General features: G+C 71.9%; 18 protein-coding genes. 13 read left to right on the top strand and 5 right to left on the bottom strand.

Annotation, left to right across the window (positions count from 1 at the left end; genetic code table 11):
- The 5 genes from VEC03_RS05690 to VEC03_RS05670 all read left to right on the top strand — a co-directional run.
- Positions 1–1,766 (top strand): hybrid sensor histidine kinase/response regulator (locus VEC03_RS05690; protein WP_324913416.1); only part of this gene is annotated, 1,766 nt, incomplete at its 5' end.
- A gap of 10 nt (positions 1,767–1,776) precedes the next feature.
- Complete coding sequence (locus VEC03_RS05685) at positions 1,777–2,877, top strand: chemotaxis protein CheB (RefSeq protein WP_324913418.1); 1,101 nt, start codon at positions 1,777–1,779, stop codon at positions 2,875–2,877.
- 2 nt (positions 2,878–2,879) lie between these two features.
- Positions 2,880–4,190 carry a sensor histidine kinase gene (locus tag VEC03_RS05680; RefSeq protein WP_324913414.1) on the top strand — a complete coding sequence of 437 codons (1,311 nt, stop codon included), beginning with the start codon at positions 2,880–2,882 and terminating at the stop codon, positions 4,188–4,190.
- A 40-nt stretch (positions 4,191–4,230) separates the two neighbouring features.
- Positions 4,231–4,875, top strand: a complete 645-nt coding sequence (locus VEC03_RS05675; RefSeq protein WP_324913412.1) for a response regulator transcription factor — start codon at positions 4,231–4,233, stop codon at positions 4,873–4,875.
- 131 nt (positions 4,876–5,006) lie between these two features.
- Positions 5,007–5,645: a hypothetical protein gene (locus VEC03_RS05670; RefSeq protein ID WP_324913410.1), complete on the top strand. Its 639-nt coding sequence runs from the start codon at positions 5,007–5,009 to the stop codon at positions 5,643–5,645.
- A 51-nt stretch (positions 5,646–5,696) separates the two neighbouring features.
- Here VEC03_RS05670 and ligA read toward each other — a convergent pair whose 3' ends face one another.
- Genes ligA through smc form a run of 3 tightly spaced genes read right to left on the bottom strand, consistent with a single transcriptional unit; the run spans position 5,697 to position 12,399 of the window.
- Positions 5,697–7,760: an NAD-dependent DNA ligase LigA gene (ligA, locus tag VEC03_RS05665; RefSeq protein ID WP_324913408.1), complete on the bottom strand. Its 2,064-nt coding sequence runs from the start codon at positions 7,758–7,760 to the stop codon at positions 5,697–5,699.
- 26 nt (positions 7,761–7,786) lie between these two features.
- Entirely contained in the window at positions 7,787–8,824 is a 1,038-nt protein-coding gene (locus tag VEC03_RS05660) for a cell division protein FtsZ (RefSeq protein ID WP_324913406.1), read from the bottom strand.
- 59 nt (positions 8,825–8,883) lie between these two features.
- On the bottom strand, positions 8,884–12,399 hold the full coding sequence (gene smc / locus VEC03_RS05655) for a chromosome segregation protein SMC (RefSeq protein ID WP_324913404.1): 3,516 nt from the start codon (positions 12,397–12,399) through the stop codon (positions 8,884–8,886).
- A 189-nt stretch (positions 12,400–12,588) separates the two neighbouring features.
- On the opposite strand from smc, the gene VEC03_RS05650 reads away from it, so the two are divergent.
- The 6 genes from VEC03_RS05650 (at position 12,589) to dapE (ending at position 18,988) form a co-directional block, all read left to right on the top strand.
- Positions 12,589–13,401 carry a type IV pili methyl-accepting chemotaxis transducer N-terminal domain-containing protein gene (locus tag VEC03_RS05650; protein WP_324913402.1) on the top strand — a complete coding sequence of 271 codons (813 nt, stop codon included), beginning with the start codon at positions 12,589–12,591 and terminating at the stop codon, positions 13,399–13,401.
- Between the two features lie 59 nt (positions 13,402–13,460).
- Positions 13,461–14,435 carry a DUF72 domain-containing protein gene (locus VEC03_RS05645; RefSeq protein WP_324913400.1) on the top strand — a complete coding sequence of 325 codons (975 nt, stop codon included), beginning with the start codon at positions 13,461–13,463 and terminating at the stop codon, positions 14,433–14,435.
- Between the two features lie 8 nt (positions 14,436–14,443).
- Positions 14,444–15,655 carry a succinyldiaminopimelate transaminase gene (gene dapC / locus VEC03_RS05640; protein ID WP_324913398.1) on the top strand — a complete coding sequence of 404 codons (1,212 nt, stop codon included), beginning with the start codon at positions 14,444–14,446 and terminating at the stop codon, positions 15,653–15,655.
- Complete coding sequence (dapD, locus tag VEC03_RS05635; RefSeq protein ID WP_324913396.1) at positions 15,652–16,476, top strand: 2,3,4,5-tetrahydropyridine-2,6-dicarboxylate N-succinyltransferase; 825 nt, start codon at positions 15,652–15,654, stop codon at positions 16,474–16,476. Before dapC ends, dapD begins: the two co-directional genes overlap by 4 nt.
- A gap of 33 nt (positions 16,477–16,509) precedes the next feature.
- Positions 16,510–17,670, top strand: coding sequence for a PilT/PilU family type 4a pilus ATPase (locus VEC03_RS05630; RefSeq protein WP_324913394.1), 1,161 nt, complete (start codon positions 16,510–16,512; stop codon positions 17,668–17,670).
- 160 nt (positions 17,671–17,830) lie between these two features.
- Positions 17,831–18,988 carry a succinyl-diaminopimelate desuccinylase gene (dapE, locus tag VEC03_RS05625; protein ID WP_324913392.1) on the top strand — a complete coding sequence of 386 codons (1,158 nt, stop codon included), beginning with the start codon at positions 17,831–17,833 and terminating at the stop codon, positions 18,986–18,988.
- A 39-nt stretch (positions 18,989–19,027) separates the two neighbouring features.
- Here the strand turns inward: dapE and VEC03_RS05620 are convergent, their stop codons facing one another.
- Positions 19,028–20,593 carry a methyl-accepting chemotaxis protein gene (locus tag VEC03_RS05620; protein WP_324913390.1) on the bottom strand — a complete coding sequence of 522 codons (1,566 nt, stop codon included), beginning with the start codon at positions 20,591–20,593 and terminating at the stop codon, positions 19,028–19,030.
- Positions 20,594–20,726: 133 nt separating this feature from the next.
- On the opposite strand from VEC03_RS05620, the gene prmB reads away from it, so the two are divergent.
- On the top strand, positions 20,727–21,593 hold the full coding sequence (prmB, locus tag VEC03_RS05615) for a 50S ribosomal protein L3 N(5)-glutamine methyltransferase (RefSeq protein ID WP_324913388.1): 867 nt from the start codon (positions 20,727–20,729) through the stop codon (positions 21,591–21,593).
- A gap of 76 nt (positions 21,594–21,669) precedes the next feature.
- Positions 21,670–23,619, top strand: a complete 1,950-nt coding sequence (locus VEC03_RS05610) for an ABC-F family ATP-binding cassette domain-containing protein (protein WP_324913387.1) — start codon at positions 21,670–21,672, stop codon at positions 23,617–23,619.
- A 13-nt stretch (positions 23,620–23,632) separates the two neighbouring features.
- On the opposite strand, the gene VEC03_RS05605 is transcribed toward VEC03_RS05610, so the two are convergent.
- Entirely contained in the window at positions 23,633–26,800 is a 3,168-nt protein-coding gene (locus VEC03_RS05605; RefSeq protein WP_324913385.1) for an acetoacetate--CoA ligase, read from the bottom strand.
- Between the last annotated feature and the right edge of the window lie 24 nt (positions 26,801–26,824).

The raw sequence follows: 26,824 nt of genomic DNA, 5'->3' as shown, positions 1-26,824 counted from the left end.
AGCTCGAGCAGGCCGGCCCGTCACAGGCTCCGGCAGCCGCAGCCCCCCAGACGCCCGCTTCGACACCCGCTCCTCCCCCGCCTGCAGCCACGGAAGCACCGCACTTCGAACCGACCGTGCGCATCGGCGTGGAGCGCCTGGCCCGGCTGCTGTACCAGGTCGAGGAGCTGGCGGCCGCCAAGGCCGGTGCGGCCCAGCAGCTGGCGCAGCTGGAGGCGGCCCTGGCCTCCTCGGACCGTTTCCGCTCGAGATGGGGCGCGTCGGATCCGGAAGCGATGCAGGACTGGGACCGGCACCAGTCGCAGCTGCGCGCGTTGCAGGCGCAGGCCCGGCAGGAGCAGCGCCAGTGGGCCGGCACCGTGGATGCCTTGCTGGCCGACGTGAAGGCGACTTTGCTGCTGCCAGTCGGCTCGCTGCACCCCTTCCTGCTGGCGACGGTGCGCGAGCTGGCGCGCAGCCAGGGCAAGGAGGTGGAACTGCGCATGAGCGGCCAGGCCGTCGAGATCGACCGCCGGCTGCTCGAGGAACTGCGCGGGCCGCTGGTCCACCTGCTGCGCAATGCGGTCGACCATGGCATCGAGCCTCCCGCCCAGCGCCTGGCTACAGGCAAGCCGGCGCGCGGGCTGGTCGAACTGCGCGTCGTGGCCCGCAGCGGCGGGCGGGTGGAGATCGTCGTCGCGGACGACGGAGCGGGCATCGATGCCTCGCGGCTGGCGCAGGCAGCGAAGCAACTGGACCTGCCCCTGCCCGAGGAACAGGACCCCGACGCCCTGCTGGCGCTGGTGTTCAACGCCGGGATCTCCACCTCGGACCAGCTCACCCGCGTGTCCGGTCGCGGCCTGGGCCTGCCGATCGTGCGCGAGACCCTGGAGCGCCTGGGGGGCACGGTCAGCGTCCGCTCCCAACCCGGGCAAGGCACCTCGTTCGTGATCGTCCTGATGCCCTCGCTCGCCACCTACCGTGCGGTGGAGGTCGAGGTGGCCGGGCGCAGCCTGCTCGTGCCGACGCCCAGGATCGAGCGCTGCCTGCGGCTGGCCCCGGACGGTCCGCGCCGCCTGGGCGCGCGCCAGGTGCTGCCGCTGGGCGACGCCGACCTGCCGCTCGTGAGCCTGGCCGCCCTGCTGGGCCTGCCGGCGGCCGCCGACCTGCCCGAGCGGATCGCCTGCATGGTTTTGGTCGCCGGCCACCAGCGCCTGGCGGTGACGGTGGACGCGATCGGCGGCGAGCAGGAAGTGCTGGGCAAGCCGATCGATGCCGCGGCCGGCCGCACCCCCATGGCCATCGGGGCCGCCGCCGTGCGGCCCGGTTGCCTGGCGCCCATCCTGAACGTGCCGGAGCTGGTCCGCATGGCGCTGGCCGGCGCCGCCAGCGCCGAACCGGCCCGCGCGCCGGCCCGCCGCCAGGGGCGCTCGGTGCTGCTGGCGGAAGATTCGATCACCTCGCGCACCCTGCTCAAGAACATCCTCGAACTGGCCGGCCACAGCGTCGAAGTGGCGGTCGACGGCGCCCAGGCGCTGGAGAAGCTGCGGGCCGGCCGCTTCGACGTGGTCGTCTCCGACGTCGAGATGCCGCGGCTGGACGGCATCGGCCTCACCCGGGCGATCCGGCGCGACCCGGCCTTTGCGCACCTGCCGGTGGTGCTGGTGACCTCGCTGGGCTCTCCAGCCGACCGCGAGCGCGGCGCCGACGCCGGCGCCAACGCCTACATCGTCAAGCGCGGCTTCGACCAGGGCAACCTGCTCCAGGCCATCACGGAGCTGGCCTGAGGTGACCACCATGGTGCGGGTGCTGGTCTTCGCGACATCGGTGCAGCGGCAGCAGCAGTTGCGCGCCCTCATCGACGCCGCGCCGCCGCTGCACGTGACCGGTTCGGCCGGGCTGGCGGAGGACGCGGTGGAACTCGCCACGCGGCGCCGGGCCGACGTCATCGTGCTCGACCAGGGCGGCTCGCCCCCTGAAGCCCTGGCTTGCACGCGCCGGCTGATGCAGGCCCGGGCCACGCCGATCGTGGTGGTCGCAGCCGCGACCGAGCCCCGGGAGTCGCGCCAGGCCTTCGCCTTGCTGGAGGCCGGGGCGATGGCCGTCGTGGGCGATCCGGGGGACGGTTCCGGCCCGGAACAGCGCCGCAGGCTGGACGAAATGCTGGACAAGATCCGGTTGATGGCCGAACTGAAGGTGGTCCGGCGCTGGGCCCCGACGCCAGGCCAGCCGGCGGCGACCGTCGCACCCGCCCCGTCCCGGCCGCAACCGGCTGCGCCCCGCGCGCCGGCGCGGCGCCCCGTGCTGGCGCCGTCCGGTGCCCGGCGTCGCTTCGAGCTGGTGGCCATAGGCGCGTCGACCGGCGGCCCGGTCGCGCTCAAGCAGCTGCTGGGCAGCCTGCCGGCCGACTTCCCGTTGCCCATCGTGGTGGTGCAGCACATGGCGGGCGGATTCGTCCGGGGCATGGCCGAGTGGCTGGCGCGATCCTGCGCGCTCAAGCCCCGGATCGCGGAGCCCGGCGACCTGCTGCAGGCGGGCTGGATCCACCTGGCGCCCGATGGGGCGCACCTGAGCGTCGAGCCCTCGCTGCGGCTGGCCTTCGACACCGGCGCCCTGGTCAACGGCCACCGCCCCGCGGTGGCCCGCCTGCTGGGTTCGGTCGCCACCCACTTTCCGGGCCGCGCCATCGGCATCCTGCTGACGGGCATGGGCAAGGACGGGGCCGCCGAGCTGAAGCTCATGCGCGACTCGGGTTCGATCACCTTCGCGCAGGACGCCGCCTCCTCGGTGGTGCATGGCATGCCGGGCGAGGCGATCCGCTGCGGGGGCGCCGATTACGTGATGGCGCCCGAAGCGATCGGCGCGGCGCTCCCGGGGATGGCCGGATGGAGCCTGTGAGCATGGACGAACCCGTAGGCGGCCGCAGCCGGCACATCGTGGTGGCCGAGGACAGCCCCACGCAGGCCGAACTGCTGCGGCAGGCGCTGACGGAGGAAGGCTTCGAGGTGACCGTGGCCCCCGACGGCGCGCAGGCGCTGGAAGCGGCGCGGCGCATCCGGCCGGCGCTGGTCGTCACCGACATCGTGATGCCCGGCATGAACGGCTACGAGCTGTGCCGCGCACTGAAGGCCGATCCCGACCTCGGCGACGTCCCGGTGATGATCGTCACCTCGCTGCGCGAGGTCGAGGACATCATCCGGGCACTGGACTGCGGCGCCGACACGCTGCTGCGCAAGCCCTTCGACGCCGCCACGCTGGTGGCCCGCTTCGAGTTCCTGCTGGCCAACCGCGCGCTGCGCTCGGCGGGCACGGCGAGCCGGGGCGTGGACATCGTCCTCGGCGGCCGCCGCCACACGGTCACGGCCGGGCGCGAGCAGATGCTGGACCTGCTGTTCTCCTCCTACCAGGAGGCGGTGCAGGCCAACGAGGAGCTGCGCGAACGCCAGCAGGAAGTGCAGTCGCTGAACCTGCAGCTGGCCGCCCGCGCCGCGGAACTGGAAGACGCCAACAAGCAGTTGCGCGCCTTCGGCCACACCGTGTCGCACGACCTGCGCTCGCCGCTGGCCACCATCGGCGGCTTCAGCTCCATGCTGATGCGCAGGTACGCCGCGGACCTGGCGCCCGACGTCCAGCGCTACCTCGGCGCGATCGGGCAGGAGACCGAACGCATGCGCCGCATCGTCGAGGACGTGCTGTACCTCGCCAGCATCGACCGCGCCCGCGTCACGCGCACGGAGGTCGACCTGGCACAGCTCGCGCGCGAGCTGGCCGGCACGCTCGCCGGCGCGCATCCGCAGCGCCAGGTCCGCTTCGACTGCGTGGAACGGGCGCCGGCCTTCTGCGACGAGCGGCTGCTGCGCATCGCCCTGACCAACCTGCTGGCGAACGCGTGGAAATTCACCGGCAAGCGCAGCGATGCCCAGGTCGCCTTCGGCATGGAGCAGCTGGACGGCGAGCCCGTGTTCTGGGTGGCCGACAATGGCGCGGGCTTCGACATGTCGTCCGCGCACCGGCTGTTCAAGCCCTTCGAGCGCCTGCACCGGACCGACGAATTCGAGGGATTCGGTGTCGGCCTCGCGACGGTGCAGCGCATCGTGACGCTGCACGGCGGCCGCATCTGGGCCGACGCCGCCCCCGGCCGGGGCGCCCGCTTCCGATTCAGCCTGGGCCTCGCGCAGGGCCAGCAGGACCACAAGGAGGAAAAGCCATGACCACAACCACTGCCACGGCCTGCGGCCGGGGACCCAAGCCATGATGCCCGCCACGCCCCCGACCGTGAGGGTCGTGCTGGCCGAGGACCACGACCTGGTCCGCGCCGGTATCCGCGCCCTGCTCACGTCCATTCCCGGCGTGCAGGTGCTGGCCGACGTCAGCGACGGCCAGGAGCTGCTGTCGGTGCTGGAGACGGTGGAGGTTGATGTCGCCATCACCGACCTGGCCATGCCGGGCATGGACGGCATGACTGCGATCGGGCTCATCCGGCAGCGCTTCCCCAAGGTGCGCGTCCTGGTGCTGTCGATGCAGGACTCGGTCGAGACCATCAAGCGCGCCGTCGCCTGCGGGGCCGCCGGCTACCTGCGCAAGAACGCGCAGGACTTCGAGCTGGCCGCCGCGCTGCACAGCCTGGTGGCCAGCGGCAGCTACTTCGAGGGCGGGATCGCCCGCCGCCTGCTCGAACCGGCCGAGCCGGGCGTGCGGGACCTGCTCACCGAACGCCAGGTCGAGATCCTGACCCTGCTGGCCAGCGGCAAGGCCTCCAAGGAGATCGCGTTCGAGCTCGGGCTCAGCTCCAAGACGGTGGACGTGCACCGCTCGCGCATCATGGAGCGGCTGGGCCTGAACGACGTCGCCAGCCTCACCCTCTACGCGGTCCGCCAGGGACTGGTGCAGGTCTAGCCGGGCGACCAGCGGGGGCGCAGCCGCCCCGCCGTACGTTGCTTCCCGGTACCCCGCGGAAGCAAATTCCTTACCGGCCGCGCCGGGCCGCGTGATGTCATCGGTTCACCGATTGCCAAGCGAGTGAACCCATGACTGCCACCGAAGAGAGAGCCCAGCTGCTGCACGAGTTTGCCGGCCGCATCCAGCGCCATTTCCCGACCAGCGTCTGGAGCAGCCTGCAGGAGGGCAGCGGTACCGCCGAGTTCGGCACGGCGACGCGCAGCGTGCTGTGTGTCCAGGTCCCGGAGGCCGGGCCGCTGTCGCCGCAGGCCGTGCAGACCACGCTGTCCCACCTGGCGGCCTCCTACGGCGGTTGCATCGATCCCAGCGACGACGGCTACGCCATGATCAGCTTCTCCCGTCCGGAGCCGGGCCTGCGCATGGCGCTGGCGCTGCAGCGCCGGACTTCGCGGGCACGGCTGCGGATGGGGCTGCTGCGGGGCCGTTGCAACGTCGCGCGCGGACAGGCGGACGGCAACCGATTCCTGCTCCTGCTCGGCCGGGAGCGCGCCCGCGTCAAGGCCCTGGCCGGCGGTGCCGCGCCCGGCACGGTGCAGGTGTGCCCCGATCTCTACGGCGTGATCGACGACTGCATCGCCGACGACGACCTGGGCAGCTGCATCGCGCTGGCGGAGTTCGAGGGCGATACGGTGACGGAAGTGACGCTGACGCTGGCGCCGGACAGCTCGGACGAGCTCAGCACCTTCGCCGGCCTCGGGCTCACCTGACGAGGCGCCCCTGCGGGTGTCCGGTCGGCTGTAGTTGCCGGGGACCCGGCCTTACCCGTTGCCCGCCAGCAGCTGTCGCAGCCCGTCCTCGTCCAGCACCGGCACGCCCAGTTCCTGCGCCTTGTCCAGCTTGCTGCCGGCCTCGGCGCCGGCGACCACGTAGCTGGTCTTCTTGCTCACCGAGCCGGCCACCTTGGCGCCGGCCGCTTCCAGCAGGTCCTTGGCTTCGTCGCGGCTCAGGGTCGGCAGCGTGCCCGTGAGCACCACGGTCTTGCCCGCCAGCGGCCGCGGCGCCTGCGCCGCGGGCTCGCCCTCCTCCCAGTGCACGCCGCAGGCGCGCAGCTGCTCCACCACCTCGCGGTTGTGCGGCTGGGCGAAGAAGGTGTGGATGCTCTCGGCCACGATGGGACCCACGTCGGGCACTTCCAGCAGCTGCTCGGTGCTCGCATCCATGATCGGGTCCAGCCGGCCGAAGTGCCGGGCCAGGTCGCGTGCGGTGGCCTCGCCGACGTGGCGGATGCCCAGCGCGTACAGGAAGCGCGGCAGGGTCGTGTGCTTGGACTGCTCCAGGCCCGCCAGCAGGTTCTGGGCCGACTTCTCGCCCATGCGTTCCAGCGCCACCACGTTGGCCAGGCCGAAGCGGTACAGGTCGGGCAGGACCTTGACGATGCCGGCGTCCACCAGCTGGTCCACCAGCTTCTCGCCCAGGCCCTCGATGTCCATCGCCCGGCGCTGGGCGAAATGCAGCAGGGCCTGCTTGCGCTGGGCACCGCAGAACAGGCCGCCGCTGCAGCGCCAGTCGGCCTCGCCCTCCTCGCGCACCGCCTCGCTGCCGCAGACCGGGCAGTGCCGGGGCATGGTGAAGGCGGCGCCGCGCTCGCGCGCCCCCTCGGCGGCGTGCACCACGCCCACGACCTCGGGGATCACGTCACCGGCGCGCCGCACGATCACCGTGTCGCCCACCCGCACGTCCTTGCGGTGCACCTCGTCCTCGTTGTGCAGGGTGGCATTGGTGACCGTCACGCCGCCCACGAACACCGGCGCCAGCCGGGCCACCGGCGTCAGCTTGCCGGTGCGGCCCACGTAGACGTCGATGGCTTCCACCGTGGTCAGCTGCTCCTGCGCCGGGAACTTGTGGGCCACCGCCCAGCGCGGCTCGCGGGTGACGTAGCCCAGGCGCTTCTGCAGCGCGAAGGCGTTGACCTTGTAGACCACCCCGTCGATGTCGTAGGGCAGCTGGTCGCGCCGGGCGCCGATGTCCTGGTGGAAGGCGACCAGCTCGTCTGCGCCGTGCGCGACGCGGGTCTCGCGCGATACCGGCAGGCCCCAGGCCCGCAGCGCCTCCAGCAGCTCGTACTGGGTCGCGAAGGCGGGGCCGCCGGCGATCTCGCCCCAGCCGTAGGCGAAGAAGCTCAGGGGGCGGCGCCGGGCGACCGCGGGGTCGAGTTGCCGGACCGCGCCGGCCGCCGCATTGCGCGGGTTCACGAAGGTCTTCTCGTTCTTCGCGCCCTGGGCGATGCGCTCGCGCTGCTGCTCGTTCAGGCGCTCGAAGTCGTCGCGCCGCATGTAGACCTCGCCGCGCACCTCGAGCACGGCGGGCAGGTCCTTGCCGGCCAGCCGCAACGGGATCTGCCCGATGGTGCGGATGTTCTGGGTGACGTCCTCGCCGACCTCGCCGTCGCCGCGGGTGGCGGCCTGCACCAGCACGCCGTGCTCGTAGCGCAAGCTGATCGCCAGCCCGTCGAACTTCAGCTCGGCGACGTACTCCACCGGCGGGTCGGCTTCGCCCAGCCCGAGTTCGCGCCGCACCCGGGCGTCGAAGGCGCGGGCGCCGCTCGCCTCGATGTCGGTCTCGGTGCGAATCGACAGCATGGGCACCGTGTGCCGGACCTTGGCGAAGCCGTCCAGCACGGCGCCGCCCACGCGCCGGGTCGGCGAGTCGGGGGTGGCCAGTTCGGGGTGCTGCGCCTCCAGCTCCTGCAGCTCGCGGAACAGCCGGTCGTACTCGGCGTCCGGGATCTCCGGGTCGTCGAGCACGTAGTAGCGGTGGGCGTGGTGGTGCAGCAGCTCGCGCAAGGCATCGATGCGCTCCTGCACCTTGGGCGAAGCGGTCATGCGCGCGACCTTAACAAAACGCCGCGTCAGCCGAACAGCCGCCGTGCCTGCGGCGAGCCGGCCGCCAGGTCGCGCGACTCCAGCGTGTCGTAGAGCATCTCCAGGTCGGCGCCGACCCCGTCCAGGGCTTCGGGCGGAATGTCGCGGCCGTTGTCGTCGGTGATCGCGCCGTCCAGCCCGGCAGCCAGGCCCAGCGCGGCGTCGCGCATGCGTGCGAACGGCTGCTCGCTGCGCGGCACCTGCGGTACGTCCAGGCTGAGCGTGACTTCGCGGATGGCGCTCTGCGCCGGGTCTTCCGCCATTGCCGCCTGGCTGTCGAAGGTCAGCACCAGCATGGGCGGATGGCCGGCCTGCGCTCCGGGCAGCACCAGGCGACCGGGGATCGCGCCCGCGACGAAGCCGAACCGGGCGGCGTGCTGGTGCAGGAATCCCGGGCTCCACGCCGCCTGGCGGGCGCGCAGGGTGAAGCCGAGCTGGGCATCGTGCCCGCTGGCGAACTGGTCCAGCTCGCGCGCCCGGGCCACCTCGTGCCGCATCTCGGGGAACTCGGGCGCGCCGTTGACCGCGTCGGCGAAGGCCTGGGCCTTGACCACGAACTCGGAGAACTCGATCTCGTTCAGGGCGCCGGTGCGGTTGGCCAGCTGGACGCCGGCCTGGAAGGCGGTGTAGCGCCAGCCCGCCTGCGGGACCTCCCACTGCTGGGTCGTTTCGTTCAGGCCCTCGACCGCGAACGGCTTGCTGCCGGCGCGGCGGGTCGCGGGCATGGCCGCCAGTGCGGCCTCGCCGGCCACCGGCGAGTCGACCGCGATCGGCGCGATGGCATCGATCAGCGCGTCCAGGCCCGGCTTGCGTTCGGGCACCGGCAGCGGCGCCACCGCTTCGCTGTCATCGAAGGCCGGCTCGCGCGGTTCCGGCGCCGCCGGTGCGATGTCGCCGGGCTCCACCCGCTCGACGAGCGCCGCCTGCCGGGGCGCCAGCCGGCGCGTGGTCCAGGCGTTCCAGCCGATGACGGCGGCGAGCACCAGCGCGCCGAGGATGGCCAGGCCGAGGGTGAAGCCGGACATCGTTCAGGCCTCCGGAACCCGGCTCACCGCTTCGCGTGCCGCTGCATTCGCGACGGCCATCACGCCGCCTCCGCCATCGACACCGCGGATTCCATGTCCACCGCCACGATGCGCGAGACGCCCTGCTCCTGCATGGTGACGCCGATCAGCTGCTCGGCCATCTCCATGGCAATCTTGTTGTGGCTGATGAAGAGGAACTGGGTTTCCTTGCTCATGGCCGTGACCAGCTTGGCGTAGCGTTCGGTGTTGGCGTCGTCCAGCGGCGCGTCGACCTCGTCCAGCAGGCAGAAGGGCGCCGGGTTCAGCTGGAAGATGGCGAACACCAGGGCGATGGCCGTCAGCGCCTTCTCGCCGCCCGACAGCAGGTGGATGGTCTGGTTCTTCTTGCCCGGGGGCTGCGCCATCACCTGCACGCCGGAGTCCAGGATCTCCTCGCCGGTCATCACCAGCTTGGCGTTGCCGCCACCGAACAGCTCCGGGAACATGCGGCCGAAGTGCTCGTTGACGGTGTTGAAGGTGCCGGCCAGCAGCTCGCGCGTCTCGCCGTCGATCTTGCGGATGGCATCCTCCAGCGTGGTGATCGCCTCGTTCAGGTCGGCCGACTGCGCGTCCAGGAACTGCTTGCGCTCGCGCGCGGTGGTCAGTTCGTCCAGCGCGGCCAGGTTGACGGCGCCCAGGCCGGTCACCTCGCGGTGCAGCCGGTCGATCTCGCCCTGCAGGCCGGTGAGGCGCACCCCGCCCTCCTCGATCGACTTCGCCACCGCCTCCAGGTCGGCCTGGGCCTCGGCCAGGAATTGCGTGTACTGCTCCAGGCCCAGGCGCGCTGCCTGCTCCTTGAGCTGCAGGTCGGTGATGCGCTGGCGCAGTGGGTCCAGCTCGCGCTCCAGCTTCAGCCGGCGCTCGTCGCTGGCGCGCAGCTTCGCGGTCAGGTCGTCGTATTCGCTGCGCGTGGCGCCCAGCGCCTGCTCGCGCTCGGCCTTGAGCGCCAGCGCGTCCTGCAGGCCGGCCTGGGCGGCGGCGTCGGTGGCGCGGGCCAGCTCGGCGCGGGCCCGCTCCTCTTCGTCGGCGATGCCGGCGGCCTGCTGCACGGCGGTCTCTATGGCGCGCTGCAGCTCGGCCCGCCGCGCCTCCATCGAGCGCTGGGCGAACTGGGCCTCCTGGGCCTGCCGCTCCAGGCTGCGCTGCTGTTCGCGCGCCTGGGACAGCTTGCGCTCGGCCTCGATCACGCGCTCGTCTAGCTGGGCATGCCGCTCCTGGCTGTCGGCCAGCTGCATGTCCAGCTCCTCGAAGCGCGCCTCCGCCGTGACGCGGCGCTCCTGCAGTTCCTCCAGCAACGCATCGACTTCGGCCAGGTCGGCGGCGATCTGCTCGCCGCGGGCCCGGGTCTGCTCGGCCAGCTGGGCCAGGCGCAGCGTCTCCACCTGCAGCTCGTGGGCGCGGGCTTGCGTCTCCAGCGCCTCGCGCCGGGCCGAGACCAGCCGCTGCGAGGCGTCGGTGTAGGCGGCTTCGGCGCGCACCAGCGCCGAGCGCGCCTCCTCGGTGATCAGCGCCTGGGCACGCAGCTGCTTCTCCAGGTTCTCGATCTCCTGCTGGCGGGCCAGCAGGCCGGCACGCTCGGAGTCCTGGGCGTAGAAGCTGACGCTGTGCGGCCCCACGCAGTGGCCGGTCTTGACGTAGATGACCTCGCCGGGCTCGAGCCGGTCGCGGGCGGCCAGCGCCTCCTCGAAGCTGGCGGCGGTGTAGCAGCCGTGCAGCCAGCCGGCCAGCAGCGCCTTCTGGCCGGCGTCGTTCAGGCGCAGCAGGTCCGACAGGCGCGGCAGCGGGCCGGCGGCCTCGGGCGCCGCGGCCTGAGGCGGGCTGTAGAAGGCCAGCTTGGCCGGCGGGGCGTCGGCCGCGAACGCGCGCACCATCTCCAGCCGCGAGACCTCCAGCGCCGACAGGCGCTCGCGCAGCACCGCCTCCAGCGCGTTCTCCCAGCCCTGCTCGATGTGGATGCGGCTCCACAGAGCCTGCAGGCTGTCCAGCCCGTGCCGGGCCAGCCAGGGCTTGAGCTTGTCGTCGGTGCGAACCTTCTCCTGCAGCGCCTTGAGGGCCTCCATGCGCGCCGACAGGTCGGCCTGCCGGTGCGTCTCGTCGTTGACGGCCTGCTGCTTCGCGCGCCGCTCCTCGTCGAGCTGCGGCACCTGCTCCTGCAGTTCCTGCAGCCGCGCGCCGGCCGTTTCGGCCGCTTCCTGCGCCGTTGCCAGCTGCGACTGCAGGCTGGCCAGCCGCTGCTCGTCGGGCGCGGCCAGGGTATTGCGATCGGCCACCAGCCGCTCGCGCCGCTGGTTCAGCTGCCGGCTCTGGTCCTCGATGTGGCGCTGGTCGGCGGCCAGCACCTGGATCTGCTGCTGCACCTGGGACACCGCCGCGCGCTGCTCGCCGGAGCGCGCCTGCGCCTGGCGCAGCGCCTCCTCCATCTCGGGCAGCGCCATCGACTGCTCCTCCAGCTGGGCGGCGAGCAGGGTGGCCTTCTCCTCGGCTTCCACCGACTGGCCGGCCAGGGTCTCGAGTTCGGCCGCCGCGTCGTCCTTGCGCGCGGCCCATTGGGCGGTCTGTTCCTTCAGCTGCAGCAGCCGCTGCTCGATGCGCTGGCGGCCTTCCACCACGAAGCGGATCTCGGCCTCGAGCCGGCCGACCTCGGCGCTGGCCTCGTACAGCTGGCCCTGGGCCTGGTTCACCTGGTCGCCGGCCGCGTAGTGGGCCTGGCGGATGGTCTCCAGCTCGCTTTCCACGTGGCGCAGGTCGGCCACGCGCGATTCCAGGTCGTTCACCGCCTTGTCGGCGTCGGCCTTGATGCGGGCCTGGTCGGTCTCGCTCTCGGCCCGGCGCAGGAACCACAGCTGCTGCTGCTTGAGGGCGACCTCGGCCTGCAACGCGTTGTAGCGCTGGGCCACCTCGGCCTGCGCCTCCAGTTTCTCGAGGTTGGCGTTCAGTTCGCGCAGGATGTCCTCGACCCGGGTCAGGTTCTCGCGCGTGTCGGACAGGCGGTTCTCGGTCTCGCGGCGGCGCTCCTTGTACTTGGAGACGCCGGCCGCCTCCTCCAGGAACAGGCGCAGTTCCTCCGGCCGGGATTCGATGATGCGGCTGATGGTGCCCTGGCCGATGATGGCGTAGGCGCGCGGCCCCAGGCCGGTGCCCAGGAACACGTCCTGCACGTCGCGCCGGCGCACCGGCTGGTTGTTGATGTAGTAGCTGGAGGTGCCGTCGCGGGTCAGCACGCGCTTGACCGCGATCTCGGCGAACTGGCTCCACTGGCCGCCGGCGCGGTGGTCGGCGTTGTCGAACACCAGTTCGACCGAGGAGCGCGAGGCGGGCTTGCGGCTGGTGGTGCCGTTGAAGATCACGTCCTGCATGGACTCGCCGCGCAGCTCGGAGGCGCGCGACTCCCCCAGCACCCAGCGCACCGCATCCATGATGTTGGACTTGCCGCAGCCATTGGGCCCCACCACCCCGACCAGTTGGCCGGGCAGCATGAAGTTGGTGGGTTCGGCGAAGGACTTGAAGCCGGAAAGCTTGATGGAACTGAGACGCACGCGAGCTACCTGTTGGAAAAACTTTCGCCGGTGGGCCCACCGCCGCCAGGGCCACCATCGCGGACGGGGAATGTTACCCGAGCAGGGTGCCGCACTACGCCTTCCGGACGACCCCCGCCCGTCCTTTCGCCGGATGGACGCGGGGGCCGCGCGCCACGACAGTGTGAACCAATCGACATCGGAGGGAACATGCATCCATTCACGCTGGACCGGCGCACGCTGCTCAAGGCGGGCGCCGGCGCCCTGCTGCTGCCGGCCGCCGTTTCGGCGCAGGCGCAGCTCTCGCTGTCCACGGCCATCAACCGCGCCGCGCGCTTCCGGGCGCTGTCGCAGCGCTGCGCCAAGGCCTACACGCAGGGTTTCCTGAACGTGCTGCCCGAGGGCGCCCGCGAGACCCTGGGCACGGCGCAGCGCCTGATCCAGCTCGGATTCGACGACCTGGCCAAGGCCGCCTTCAGCGGCGCCATGGCCCGCCACATGGCCGCCCTGCAGCAGGAAGCGGCCGCGCTGAACGCCCAGCTCGCCGCGCCGCCGACCCGCGCGACCATCGCCGCCGTCGCCGTGCAGTCCGACCGCATGCTGGCCGCCGCGCAGGCCGCCACCGAGGCGCTGGAGCAGGGCGCGGCCCAGCCCACCGCCCGGCTGGTCAACCTGGCCGGCCGCCAGCGCATGCTGTCGCAGCGGCTGGCGAAGAACTGCTTCCTGGTCGCCGCGGGGCTGGACCCCAAGCCGCTGCGCGAGCAGTCGGCCCGCGACATGGCCGAATTCAAGCAGGCCCTCGCGACGCTGTCGGCCGCGCCGATCTCCACCCCCAGCATCCGCAACGAACTGGCGCTGGCCGATTCGCAGTGGCTGTTCTTCGCCGCCGCCCTCGACCGCAAGCAGTCCGACCCGGAGGGCCTGCGTACGGTGGCCACCACCAGCGAGCGGCTGCTGGAGGTGATGAACAACCTGACCAACCTGTACGACGCGGCGCTGAAGGACATCCTGGGATCTACCTGAGGCGCAACGGCTGGTAACCCCGCCGGCCGCCGGGCGGGGCTTTCTGGCACAAGGGCGGCATGGCAGGCCGCATCCGCATCGGCGTCTCGGGCTGGCGCTACCCGCCCTGGCGCGGCAACTTCTACCCGGCCGGCCTGCCGCGGCACCGCGAGCTGTGGCACGCCGCGCGCCACTTCAACAGCATCGAGCTCAACGGCTCCTTCTATTCGCTGCAGCGGCCCTCCAGCTACGCGCAGTGGGCGGCCCAGACGCCGCCCGGCTTCGTGTTCGCGGTCAAGGGCGGGCGCTTCATCACGCACATGCTGAAGCTGCGCAACGCACAGGCCGCGCTGGGCAACTTCTTCGCCTCCGGGCTGTTCGCGCTCGGCGACAAGCTCGGGCCCATCCTGTGGCAGTTCCCCCCGCAGATGCGGCTGGACCTGGACCTGTTCGAAGCCTTCTTCGCCGGCCTGCCGGCGACCACCGAGGCCGCCGCCCGGGTCGCCCTGCAGCGCGACGACCGGCTGCAAGGCCGCGAGCTGCTGGAGCCGGTGCACCGGCAGCGGCTGCGGCACGCGGTGGAAGTGCGGCACGCCAGCTTCGTCGATCCGGCCTTCATCGCGCTGCTGCGGCGCTACGGCATCGCCTGGGTGGTGGCCGACACGCCGCAGCCCTGGCCGCTGTACGAGGACGTAACCGCGGATTTCGTCTACATCCGCCTGCACGGCTCGACCGAGTTGTACAAGAGCCGGTACACGCCGGCGCAGATCGAACGGTGGGCCGCCGCCATCGCGGCCTGGCAGCGCGGCGACCAGCCGGCCGATGCGCGCCTGATAGCCCCCAAGCCGCCGCCGAAGCGGGCCGCGCGCGACGTCTATTGCTACTTCGACAACACCGACAAGCTGCACGCGCCGGACAACGCGCGGGAGCTGATGGCGGCGCTGGGCCTGGCCGCCGCCCCGGACGAGGTGGCCGGCTGGCGTCCGGATCCGGTCCGACCGGCCTCGGCGGCCCGCCGCACCGCCGGGCGGCGCACCCGCGTGACGCCCGGATAATCGAAGCCATGAATCCCCTCCTGGCCCGCCTGCAGCCCTACCCGTTCGAGCGGCTGCGGCAGTTGTTCGCGGGCGTGACCCCGAATCCCGCCTACCGCCCGATCAGCCTGGGCATCGGCGAACCGAAACACCCCACCCCGGCCTTCATCAAGCGGGCGCTGGAAACGGCGCTCGAGACCCCCGGCACCGACCTCACCGGCTACCCGCCGACCATCGGCACGCCAGCGCTGCGCGAAGCCTTCGCCGGCTGGCTGCAGCGGCGCTACGGCGTGGCGGTGGACCCGGCCAGTCAGGTGCTGCCGGTCAACGGCTCGCGCGAAGCGCTGTTCGCCTTCGCGCAGGCCGTGGTCGATCCCACCCGCGACGCGGTGGTGGTCTGCCCCAATCCCTTCTACCAGATCTACGAGGGCGCCGCGCTGCTGGCCGGCGCCCAGCCGCACTACGCGCCCAGCGACCCGGCCCGCAACTTCGCTGTCGACTGGGACAGCGTGCCGGCCGAGGTCTGGGGCCGCACCCAGCTGGTCTACGTCTGCTCGCCGGGCAATCCCACCGGCGCCGTGATGCCGCTGGACGAATGGCGCAAGCTGTTCGAGCTGTCCGACCGGCATGGCTTCGTGATCGCCTCGGACGAGTGCTACAGCGAGATCTTTTTCCGCGACGAACCGCCGCTCGGCGGGCTGGAAGCCGCGGCCAGGCTGAGGCGCAGCGGCTTTCCCCGGCTGGTGGCCTTCACCAGCCTGTCCAAGCGCAGCAACGTGCCGGGCCTGCGCAGCGGCTTCGTCGCCGGCGACGCGCAGCTGCTCGAGGCCTTCGCCCTGTACCGCACCTACCATGGCAGCGCGATGGCGCCGCCGGTGCAGGCCGCCAGCATCGCCGCCTGGGGCGACGAGCAGCACGTGGCCGACAACCGCGCCGAGTACCGCCGCAAGTTCGCCGAGGTCACGCCGGTGCTGGCGCAGGTGCTGGACGTGCGCCTGCCCGACGCGGCGTTCTACCTGTGGGCGGGCGTGCCCGGCGGGGACGACACCGCCTTCGCCCGCGAGTTGCTGGCTCAATACAATGTGACGGTCCTGCCGGGCAGCTACCTCGCGCGCGAGAGCGGCGGCCGCAATCCCGGCGCCGGCCGCGTGCGAATGGCCCTGGTGGCGCAGAGCGCCGAATGCCTGGAAGCCGCGCAGCGCATCGTCCAATTCGTCCAGAAGAACTTCCCCTCGAAATGACCCAACAACTGCAGCAGACCATAGACACCGCGTGGGACAACCGCGCCAGCCTCTCGCCCCAGGGCGCGCCCAAGGAGGTGACGGAGGCGGTCGAGCACGTGATCGCCGAGCTGAACCACGGCCGCCTGCGCGTGGCCACCCGCCAGGGCGTCGGCCAGTGGACCGTGCACCAGTGGATCAAGAAGGCGGTGCTGCTGTCCTTCCGGCTGAAGGACAACGAGCTGATGAAGGCCGGCGAGCTGGCCTTCTTCGACAAGGTGCAGACCAAGTTCTCGCACCTGTCGCCCGAGGAGATGGCGGCCACCGGCGTGCGCGTGGTGCCGCCGGCCGTGGCGCGCCGCGGCAGCTTCATCGCCAGGGGCGCGGTGCTGATGCCCAGCTACGTGAACATCGGCGCCTACGTCGACGAGGGGACCATGGTGGACACCTGGGCCACCGTCGGCTCCTGCGCGCAGGTCGGCAAGAACGTGCACCTGTCCGGCGGCGTCGGCCTGGGCGGCGTGCTGGAGCCCCTGCAGGCCAACCCGACCATCATCGAGGACAACTGCTTCATCGGCGCCCGCTCCGAGATCGTCGAGGGCGTGATCGTGGAGGAGAACTCGGTCATCTCCATGGGCGTGTACATCGGCCAGAGCACGCCGATCTACGACCGCGCCACGGGCGAGACCAGCTACGGCCGGGTGCCGGCCGGCTCGGTGGTGATCTCCGGCAGCCTGCCCCGGGACGATGGCAAGTACAGCCTGTACGCCGCCATCATCGTCAAGCGCGTCGATGCGCAGACCCGGGCCAAGACCAGCCTGAACGACCTGCTGCGGCCCTGAACCGGGCCGGCTCGCGCACCTCGAGGAGTTGAGATGAGCACGATGGAGCGGATCCTGCGCCTGATGGGCGAGAAGAAGGCGTCGGACGTGTACCTGTCGGCGCACGCGCCGGCGCTGATCAAGATCAACGGCCAGTGCGTGCCGATCAACAACCAGCTGCTGCCGCCCGACGCGCCCAAGGCGCTGCTGGCCGAGGTGCTGCCGCCCAGGCGCATGACCGAGCTGGAGGAAACCGGCGAGCTGAACATGGCGCATGCGATCGAGGGGGTGGGCAACTTCCGCTTCTCGGCCATGCGCCAGCGCGGGACCTACGCGGCGGTGATCCGCTACATCACGACCGAAATCCCGCCGCTGGAGTCGCTCAGCGTGCCCATGATCCTGGGCGACCTGATCATGGAAAAGCGCGGCCTGCTGCTGATGGTGGGCTCCACCGGTGCCGGCAAGAGCACCACGCTGGCGGCCATGATGGACTACCGCAACGAGAAGGCGTCGGGCCACATCCTGACCATCGAGGATCCGGTCGAATTCCTGTTCAGGAACAAGAAGTCGGTGGTCAACCAGCGCGAGGTCGGCAGCGACACGCAGTCCCTGCAGACGGCGCTGAAGAACGCGCTGCGGCAGGCACCGGACGTCATCCTGATCGGCGAGATCCGCGATCGCGAGACCATGTCGGCGGCCATCGCCTACGCGCAGTCAGGCCACCTGTGCCTGGCGACCATGCACGCCAACAACAGCTACCAGGCGCTGAACCGCATCCTGTCGTTCTACCCGGTCGAGGTGCGCCCCACCATGCTGGGCGACCTGGCCGCGGCGCTCAAGGCCATCGTGTCCCAGCGCCTGCTGCGCACGGTGCACGGCGGCCGCACGCCGGCGGTGGAGGTGATGCTCAACACCAAGCTGGTGTCGGAGCTGATCGAGAAGGGCGACTTCTCCGGCGTGAAGGAGGCGATGGAGAAGTCCATGGCCGAGGGCTCGCAGACCTTCGAGCAGGCCATCGCCAAGCTGATCGTCGATGGCGTGGTCGACAAGAAGGAAGGCATCGCCAACGCCGACTCGCCCACCAACCTGCAGTGGCGACTGCAGAACGACTTCGGGCCGGGGGCCGGCGCGGCCCGGCCCGAGGAAGGCGCGAGCGAGGAGGACCTGGCCGACGAGCCGTCGTTCACGGAGATCACGCTGGACGTGAAGCATTAATGCCCGGGATCGTCTCCCTGACCTTGCCGAGTCATCGTCATTCCCGCGAAGGCGGGAATCCAGTGCGTCCGGCCTCGGCAGCGCCGCAGGCGCGTCCTGTGGATCCTCCGCCTGCGCGGAGGATGACCAGACAGGGGGCCTGGACGGGGTGGCTGCCTCGATGAAGACCCTCCACCTCGCCGAGCAGCTGATCTCCCGCCGCTCCGTCACGCCCGAGGACGACGGCTGCCAGCAGATCCTGCGCGAGCGCCTCGCACCGCTCGGGTTCGACTGCGAGACCCTCGTCAGCGGCCCGGAGGACTTCCGCGTCACCAACCTCTGGGCCAAGCGCCCGTCCAGCCGCCCCGATGCGCCCACCCTGGTGTTCGCCGGCCACACCGACGTGGTGCCCACCGGCCCGCTGGACCAGTGGAGCACCGATCCCTTCGTGCCCGCGCACCGCGACGGCAGGCTGTACGGTCGCGGCGCGGCGGACATGAAGACCTCGATCGCGGCCTTCGTGGTCGCGGTCGAGGAGTTCCTGTCCACCCACCCCGACCCGGCGCTCTCGCTCGCCTTCCTCATCACCAGCGACGAGGAAGGTCCGGCGGTGGACGGCACGGTGGTGGTGTGCGAACGGCTGGCGGCCCGTGGCGAGAAGCTGGACTGGTGCATCGTCGGCGAGCCCAGCTCGGTCGAGCGCCTGGGCGACATGATCAAGAACGGCCGCCGCGGCAGCCTGTCGGGCAAGCTCGTGGTGCACGGCGTGCAGGGCCACATCGCCTACCCGCAGCTGGCGAAGAACCCGATCCACCTGGCCCTGCCCGCGCTGGCGGAGCTGGCCGCGATCGAGTGGGACCGCGGCAACGACTTCTTCCCGCCCACCAGCTTCCAGGCCAGCAACATCCACGCGGGGACCGGCGCCACCAACGTGATCCCGGGCAGCCTGGTGGTGGACTTCAACTTCCGCTACTGCACCGAGTCGACGCCCGACGCGCTGAAGCAGCGCGTGCACGAGGTGCTGGACCGGCACGGCCTGGACTACCGGATCGACTGGACCCTGGGGGGCCTGCCCTTCCTCACCCGGCCGGCCGAACTGGTGGGGGCCATGCAGCAGGCGATCCGCGAGGTGGCCGGCATCGAGACCGAGCTGTCCACCACCGGCGGCACCAGCGACGGCCGCTTCATCTCGCGCATCTGCCCTCAGGTGGTGGAGTTCGGCCCCGTCAACGCCATGATCCACAAGATCGACGAGCACATCGCGGTGGACCAGGTCGAGCCGCTGAAGGACATCTACCGGCGCACGATCGAAGTGCTGGCCGCCGGCGCGCGGGCCTGACGCGCGCGCCCCTGGCCGGCCCTGCGCGGGTGCCGGCCGCTACCGGGCTGCGGCGTCCGCCCGCAGCAGGGACTTGTAGACCCCGCAGCCCACGTACAGGTCGCCCAGCTGGACCACGAAGGACATCTTGGGCTGCACCAGCCGGGTGACCGGGTTCACGATGTCGTACTCCACCCAGCCGGGCGCCTGCTCGGCCTGCCGCACGATGGCCGCCAACAGCGCGTTGCCGTCGACGCCGCGGATGTCCTGCACCCGCGTACCGACCTTGTCCGGGTTGCCGCCGAAGGCCAGGTAGGTGCCCTGCGCGTCCAGCGCGAAGACGTACATGTCGCGGTCGAAGAAGCCGTTCGCCGGGTCGGTCAGGGCGCGCAGGTACTCCTGGCGGGGCATCCGGTCGAAGGCCTGCCGGGCCCGCGCCACCAGCTGGAAGGCCTCGCTGGCGGTGCCCTGCATCAGGGTGAAGTGGGCCACCGAGCGCGACAGGCTGCGGGCCCGCTCGCGCAGCGCCAGCGCTTGGCTTGCGGCCTCCTCCACCATGGCGTTGTTGCTCTGGGTGATGGCGTCCAAGTGTCGCACGGCCTTCGATATCTCCCCAAGGCCGACGCCCTGCTCCGCGCTGGCGCCCGAGATCTGCGTGACCTGTTCGGCCATGTCGCGCACCGCGGCGACGATGGAGGCGATCTCGCCGCCGGCCGCGCGGATGCGCTTGACGCCGTCGTCGACGTGGCTGGCCGAAGTCTCGACCAGCTCGCGGATGTGGCGCGCCTCCTGGGCGCAGCGCTGCGCCAGCTGCCGCACCTCCGCGGCGACCACCGCGAAGCCACGCCCGCGCTCGCCGGCCCGGGCCGCCTCCACTGCGGCGTTCAGGGCCAGCACGTTGGTCTGGAAGGCCACGTGGTCGATGATGGCCACCAGTTCGCGCACCTGCTGGGTGTCGCTCTGGATGGCGCCCACCGAGCCCACCGCCTCGTCCATGGAGGCCGCACCACCCTCCGCCGCCGACCGCACGCGCGCCGCCTCGGCGTCGGCCCGCTGCGCGGCTCGCGCGTTCTGCTGCACCGTCGATTCGAGCTGCTGCACGCTGGCAGCGGTCTCCTCCAGGTTCGCGGCCTGCTGCTCGGTGCGGGCGGCGAGGTCGCGGTGCCCGCGGGCCAGCGTGTGCCCGGCCTGCTCGACCAGCGCGGCGCTGGTGCGCACGTCCGCGACGATGGCCGACAGCCCGGTGGCCAGCCGCGACAGGCCCTGCGAGACCTCGGCCAGGTCGCGTCCGGTCCGCACCGGCGCGACGGCGTCCAGCCGGCCCTGCTCGATGTCGCGCATGAAGCCCAGCACGCCGGTCACGCTCTCGGCGAAGGTGCGCTGGAACGACCAGCACAGGTAAGGCAGCACCACGCCGGCGGCCACGCACAGCCCGAGCGCTACCCACGCACCGTTCGCGACCAACGTCGGGAGCGCGGCCAGGTAGGGCAGGATGGCCACGGCCGCGAGCAGGGAGAGCTTGGTGCCCAGCGGATGGTTGCGGGCCAGCGTGGAACCGGGCTTCAGCCAGGAGCGCATGGCCCTGCGCACCGGGGCATCGGGGGGATGGATCGCGTAGGCAGTCATGGGCCGCTCCTCGGTACTGCAGGGGGCACGGCACCGCCTGCTCGGAAAACAGGATAAGCACAGCCGTAGGGCGCGGCAATCGGTGCAATCCGCCCCGCCTGGCGGCGGGGGTACTGCTCCCGATAATCGAACCATGACCCTGTTCGATCTCGTGGACACCTGCGCCCGGCGCCTGGAGCAAGCCGGCGTCGCCTTCGGCCACGGCACCACCAATGCCTTCGACGAAGCCGCCTGGCTGGTGCTGTGGAAGCTGGGGCTGCCGTTGGACGGCCTCGACGAGCACGGGCGGGGCGAAGTCGATCCGGATCGCTGCGAGCAGGTGCAGGCACTGGTCGAGGAGCGCATCGCCAGCCGCAAGCCCGCCGCCTACCTGACGCGCGAAGCCTGGCTGCAGGGCGTGCCCTTCTACGTCGACGAGCGCGCCATCGTGCCGCGCAGCTTCATCGCCGAACTGCTGGCCGACGCCACCATCGATCCCTGGCTGGGCGATCACACGCGCCGGGTGCTGGACCTGTGCACCGGCAATGGCAGCCTGGCGGTGCTGGCCGCCATGGCCTGGCCCGAGGTGCAGGTCGATGCCGCCGACCTGTCGCCGGACGCGCTGGCGGTGGCCGACATCAACGTGCGCCGCCATGGGTTGCAGGAGCGCATCCGCCTGCTGGAGTCCGACGGGCTGTCCGCGCTGCAGGGTCCCTACGACCTGGTCCTGTGCAACCCGCCCTACGTCAACAGCGCCAGCATGGCGGCCCTGCCCGCCGAATACCGGGCCGAGCCGTCGCTGGCACTGGCCGGCGGCGCCGACGGCATGGACTTCATCCGCACCCTGCTGCGCGACGCGCCCTCGCGCATGGCCGAAGCTGCCGTGCTGGTGCTGGAGATCGGCAACGAGCGCGGCCATTTCGAGGCTGCCTTCCCGCGCCTGGAGGCGGTCTGGCTGGACACCAGCGCCGGCGCCGACCAGGTGCTGCTGCTCACCCGCGAGGCGCTGGTGCGACAATGACGGCCGGGCGCCAGGCGCCCTTCCATGACCTGCGGGGGCGCGTCGGCGCCCTCGCCCATTTCCGGACCCACATTCGATGATCACGCTGCGCAACCTGACCCTGCGCCGCGGCGCCAAGGTGCTGCTGGACCAGGTGTCGGTGACGCTCAATCCCGGCGAAAAGATCGCGCTGGTCGGCCGCAACGGCGCCGGCAAGTCCAGCCTGTTCGCCCTCTTCACCGGCACCCTGCACGAGGACGCCGGCGAGTTCTCGCTGCCGGCGCACTGGCAGATGTCCCAGGTCGCGCAGCACATGCCCGAGACGGACGAGAGCGCGACCGATTTCGTGCTCGGCGGCGACACCCGGCTGATGGAACTGCGGGCCGCGCTGGCCCACGCCGAAGCCAGCGGCGACGGCATGCGGATCGCCCACGCCCATTCCGACCTCGCCGATGCCGGCGAGCACGACGCGGCGCCGCGCGCCCAGGCCCTGATCCTGGGCCTGGGCTTCAAGGTGCACGAGCTGTCGCAGCCGGTGAACAGCTTCTCCGGCGGCTGGCGAATGCGGCTGCAGCTGGCCCGCGCGCTGATGGCGCCGTCGGACCTGCTGCTGCTGGACGAACCGACCAATCACCTGGACCTGGACGCGCTGGTCTGGCTGGAGTCCTGGCTGCAGCGCTACCCGGGCACGCTGCTGGTGATCAGCCACGACCGCGAATTCCTCGATGCGGTGACCGGCGTCACGCTGCACATCGACCACCAGAAGCTGACGCGCTACGGCGGCAACTACAGCGCCTTCGAGACCCTGCGGGCCCAGCAGCTGGAGCAGCAGCAGGCGGCCTTCGCCAAGCAGCAGGAGAAGATCGCCCACCTGCAGAAGTTCATCGACCGCTTCAAGGCCAAGGCCACCAAGGCCAAGCAGGCACAGAGCCGGGTCAAGGCGCTGGAGCGCATGGAGAAGATCGCGCCGGTGCTGGCGGAGGCCGAGTTCAGCTTCGAGTTCAAGGAGCCGGCCAACCTGCCCAACCCCATGCTGGCGATCTCGGAGGCGGTGCTGGGCTACGGCGACAAGGTCGTCCTGCGCGGCGTCGACCGCTCGGTGCTGGCCGGCCAGCGCATCGGCATCCTGGGCGCCAACGGCCAGGGCAAGTCGACCCTGGTCAAGACCATCGCACGCGAGATCCCGTCGCTGGGTGGGACGATCACCGAGGGCAAAGGCCTGCACATCGGCTACTTCGCGCAGCAGGAGCTGGACGTGCTGTCCCCCGACAGCAACCCGCTGGAGCACATGGTGCGGCTGGCGCGCGACGTCGGCCCGCAGGCGCGCGAGCAGGAACTGCGCAACTTCCTGGGCAGCTTCAACTTCAGCGGCGACATGGTGGCGCAGGCGGTCGGCACCATGAGCGGCGGCGAGAAGGCCCGGCTGGTGCTGGCCATGATCGTGTGGCAGCGCCCCAACCTGCTGCTGCTGGACGAGCCGACCAACCACCTGGACCTGGCCACGCGCGAGGCGCTGGCCGTCGCCCTGAACGAGTTCGAGGGCACGGTGATGCTGGTCAGCCACGACCGCGCGCTGCTGCGCTCGGTGTGCGACGAGTTCTGGCTGGTGGGCGGCGGCCGAGTGGCCCCGTTCGACGGCGACCTGGACGACTACCAGCGCTACCTGCTGGACGAGGCCAAGCGGCTGCGCGAGGCCGCGCGCCTGCAGGCGGCCCCCGCCCCGGTGGAAGCGGCGCCGGCGCCCACGCCGGCACCCGTGCCCGCCGCCAGGCCGCAGGAGCAGCGACGGCTGGACGCGGCCGCACGCCAGCAGCTCGCGGCGCGCACCCGGCCGCTGAAGAAGGACCTGGCGAAGGCCGAGCAGGAGATGGCGCAGTTCCAGGCCGAGATCCAGTCGCTGGAATCGCGGCTGGCGACGTCGCTGCCGCCGGTGGACATCGCCGAGGCCGGCAAGCGCCTCAAGCAGGCCACGGCGGCGCTGGCGGCGGCGGAAGAGCGCTGGCTGGCGCTGACGGGGGAGATCGAAGCCATCGAGTCGGCCGGCTGAGGCCGGCCACGCATCACTTGCCCGCCGGCCCTGCGCGCTCCAGTGGCAGCGTTGCGGCCGGCGTCCAGCTGTCCGGATGCCCGGGTGCTAACCGCACTTGGGCTGCGGCCGCCAGCACCTGGTCGATCGCCCCGGCGGTGCCGTCCACGCACGAGCCGACCAGGTCGAGGTGGCCGCCCTGCAGCGGCTGCACCCGCAGCCCTGCCCGCGCGATGCGCTTCCACGCCGGCAGCGGATCGGGATAGCCGCCCAGCGGGATGCGGGCCCGCAGGTAGTCGACCGCGCAGCCGTCGAAAGGCTGCGGGCGGTAGCGCTGCAACGCATCGAGCATGGCATCGAAGACCAGCTGCTGCGCGCCCGACAGGTCGCGCCCCAGCGTGGGACGCGCGGCGGGCACCGCGGAAGCCCCGGCGCGCGGGCCGCGTGCGATCCGCTCCAGCGTGTCGCGCAGGTACGGCAGGCGCTGGCCCGGCGGAAGGGCCAGCAGCGTGCGCAGCCCCCTCACCCCTTGCGCCCAGGCGCGGCGCAGCGGCGCCAGGTCCTGCTGCACATAGGTGTCGACCAGGCACACGGTTTCGACCGGCTGGCCCTCGCGCGCCAGGAACCGCGCGACCTCCAGCGCCACCAGCCCACCGAAGGAGTAGCCGGCCAGCGCGTAGGGGCCATTCGGTTGCGTGGCACGGATCTCCCGTGCATACGCCGTCGCGAGCGCTTCCACCGTCCGCAGCGGCGGCTGCTCGCCGTCCACGCCGGGCGCCTGGAAGCCGTAGACCGGTCGCGTCGTGCGCAGGCGCTCCACCAGCGCCCAGCATTCGAGCAGGGTGCCGCTGAGGCCGTGGACCAGGTACAGCGGCCGGCCCTTGCCGGCGCGCATCGGTATCAGGAGGCCCGGGGACGCGCTGCCCGGTGGACGATCCAGCAGATCGGCCAGCGCGTCGATGGTCGGTGCCCGCAGGAGGGTCGACAGCGGCAGGTCGCGCCCGGTCAGCGCCTTCACCTGCGCCATCAGCCGCGCGGCCAGCAGCGAATTGCCGCCCAGTTCGAAGAAATTCGCATCGGGCGCGATCGAAGCGATGCCGAACAGCCGCGCCCAGATCGCCTGCAACTGGCTCGCCAGGCCCGGCCGCTGGTCCCCGGGCGCCGATGCGGCCGCCGCCTGCAGCACCGGGTGGCGTCGGATCGATTCCAGGCACTCAGGGTTGCGCAAGGCGCCGGCGTTGGTGCAGGGCTGGCCGTCGAGTGCCTGGCGCGCGGCCGCTGCCGACAGCTTGCCGTTGGCGGTAGCCGGCAGCGCGGGCACGTCCAGCAGCAGGTCGGGCACGTGGGCCGTGGACAGGCGCGCGGCGACCTCGCGTCGCAGGGTGGCCGCCAGCGCGGCGTCCAGCAAGCAGCCCTCCGCCAGCACCAGCAGCGCCACCACCTGCGCTTCGCCGGCGCCGGCATGCCGCTCCACCACCATGGCTTCGCGCACGCCGGGCAGGCCCATGAGCACGCGCTCGATCTCGCCCGGGGCGAACTTGATGCCGCGCACGTTCAGCACGCCGTCGCAGCGCCCGTGCAGGCGTACGCCGCCGCCCGGCCCGAACGAGACCAGGTCGCCGTGGCTCCAGACACCGGGGGCCTGCTCGAAGTACGCGCGATGGAAGGCCGTGCCGTCCGGATCGCCCCAGAACGCGAGCGGCCGCGAGGGGAACGGATTGGCGCACACCAGCTGGCCCAGGCCCGGCTGCGCGCCGGCGGTTCCGTCGGGGCGCACCTGCACGTCCAGTCCCAGGCTGGCGCACTGGGCCTCGCCGGCCCACACCGGCAGGTTCGGGTGACCCAGCACGAAGCAGCCGAGGATGTCGGTGCCGCCCGAGATCGATTGCAGCGGGAGGTCCTTCACCGCGCGCGCCACCCACTCGAACTGGCGGTCGTGCAGCACCGAGCCGGTGGACAGGATGCCGCGCAGCGCTCGCAGGTCGAACTGCCGGCCCGGCTCGAGGCCGGCCTCCTCGCACATGCGCAGGTAGGGCGGGCTGGTGCCGAACACCGTCACGCGCTCCTGCGCCACCAGCCGCCAGAGGGTGTCGACGGCGGCGATGGGGCCGTCGTAGCACACGACCTCGACGCCCGACGCGAGCGCCGAGAGCTGCCAGTTCCACATCATCCAGTTGCAGCTGGTGTGGAAGTACAGGCGGTCGCCGGGCCGCAGGTCGCAGTGCAGGCGGTGTTCCTTCAGGTGCTCGAGCAGGCTGCCGCCGGCGCCGTGCACGATGCACTTGGGGCGGCCCGTCGTGCCCGAGGAGAACATGATGAACAGCGGGTGGTTGAAGCCGAAGGCCGGCCAGTCGTAGGGCTGCGCCGGTGCGCCGTCCCGTAGCTCGCGCAGCGGAACGACCGCCGCCGCAACCACCTGTCCCAGCATGTCGCCGTCCAGCGGCACCACCGTCGTGACCGACGGCAGGCCGGCGCAGACCGCGGTGGCCTTCTGCGCCAGCGGCAGTCCCGTGTCCCAGGGCCGCGCCGCGACGTGGGTGAACAGCAGGCGCGGCTCGATCGGCCCGAAGCGCTCCAGGATGGCCTCCGCGCCGATGTCGGGTGAGGCCGTGGACAGCGTTGCGCCCACGGCGGCCGTGGCGAGCGCAACCAGGACCGCGAGGTCGTCGTTGCGCAGCAAGGCCGCGACGCGGTCGCCAGGTCCTACGCCCAACGCGCGCAGCGACTGCGCCAGCCCGCCCACCGCCTCGCGCAGCTCGCCGCGCGTCCAGCGCCGGCGGCGTCCGTCCGCCCGGCACGCCGTCAAGGCCGGCGCATCAGCGCCCGCCACCTCCAGGTTCAGCAGGCTGTCAGAGTAGTTGAGGGTCAGCGCGGGAAAGAACTGCGCGTCTTCGCACGACTCGCCGATGCGCACCGGATCGAGCGACCCTCGGAAGCCGGCTCCGGGCCCACACCACTGGGCGAAGAAGCGCCAGAACGCGCGCGAGTGCTGCACGCAGTACGACTGCAGCTGCGCCCAGTCGCGCAGATCGGCACCGGTGTGCGCCGCGAAGGCCCGCATGAAGGCGGTCATCTGCGAGGCCCCGACCACCTCGCCGGGCGGCGTGTGGACCGGACCGTCCGTGATCGCGGACGCGAGGGCCGCTGTTTCCCTGGTCTCGAGGACCGACCTCCCGCCTTGCGGGGTCACACCTTGGTTCATGCGCGATGTCCTGCTCTTCTCGCA

The organism is Ramlibacter sp. (assembly GCF_035627355.1).
Classification (GTDB): domain Bacteria; phylum Pseudomonadota; class Gammaproteobacteria; order Burkholderiales; family Burkholderiaceae_C; genus Ramlibacter.
This window is presented reverse-complemented; position numbering and strand designations above follow the sequence as displayed.

Excerpts from the sequence above, each read along its gene's own strand:
- VEC03_RS05685 (WP_324913418.1), top strand. The coding sequence starts at position 1,777 with ATGGTGCGGGTGCTGGTCTTCGCGACATCGGTGCAGCGGCAGCAGCAG.
- VEC03_RS05680 (WP_324913414.1), top strand. The coding sequence starts at position 2,880 with ATGGACGAACCCGTAGGCGGCCGCAGCCGGCACATCGTGGTGGCCGAG.
- VEC03_RS05675 (WP_324913412.1), top strand. The coding sequence starts at position 4,231 with ATGATGCCCGCCACGCCCCCGACCGTGAGGGTCGTGCTGGCCGAGGAC.
- VEC03_RS05670 (WP_324913410.1), top strand. The coding sequence starts at position 5,007 with ATGACTGCCACCGAAGAGAGAGCCCAGCTGCTGCACGAGTTTGCCGGC.
- ligA (WP_324913408.1), bottom strand. The coding sequence starts at position 7,760 with ATGACCGCTTCGCCCAAGGTGCAGGAGCGCATCGATGCCTTGCGCGAG.
- VEC03_RS05660 (WP_324913406.1), bottom strand. The coding sequence starts at position 8,824 with ATGTCCGGCTTCACCCTCGGCCTGGCCATCCTCGGCGCGCTGGTGCTC.
- VEC03_RS05650 (WP_324913402.1), top strand. The coding sequence starts at position 12,589 with ATGCATCCATTCACGCTGGACCGGCGCACGCTGCTCAAGGCGGGCGCC.
- VEC03_RS05645 (WP_324913400.1), top strand. The coding sequence starts at position 13,461 with ATGGCAGGCCGCATCCGCATCGGCGTCTCGGGCTGGCGCTACCCGCCC.
- dapC (WP_324913398.1), top strand. The coding sequence starts at position 14,444 with ATGAATCCCCTCCTGGCCCGCCTGCAGCCCTACCCGTTCGAGCGGCTG.
- dapD (WP_324913396.1), top strand. The coding sequence starts at position 15,652 with ATGACCCAACAACTGCAGCAGACCATAGACACCGCGTGGGACAACCGC.
- VEC03_RS05630 (WP_324913394.1), top strand. The coding sequence starts at position 16,510 with ATGAGCACGATGGAGCGGATCCTGCGCCTGATGGGCGAGAAGAAGGCG.
- dapE (WP_324913392.1), top strand. The coding sequence starts at position 17,831 with ATGAAGACCCTCCACCTCGCCGAGCAGCTGATCTCCCGCCGCTCCGTC.
- VEC03_RS05620 (WP_324913390.1), bottom strand. The coding sequence starts at position 20,593 with ATGACTGCCTACGCGATCCATCCCCCCGATGCCCCGGTGCGCAGGGCC.
- prmB (WP_324913388.1), top strand. The coding sequence starts at position 20,727 with ATGACCCTGTTCGATCTCGTGGACACCTGCGCCCGGCGCCTGGAGCAA.
- VEC03_RS05610 (WP_324913387.1), top strand. The coding sequence starts at position 21,670 with ATGATCACGCTGCGCAACCTGACCCTGCGCCGCGGCGCCAAGGTGCTG.
- VEC03_RS05605 (WP_324913385.1), bottom strand. The coding sequence starts at position 26,800 with ATGAACCAAGGTGTGACCCCGCAAGGCGGGAGGTCGGTCCTCGAGACC.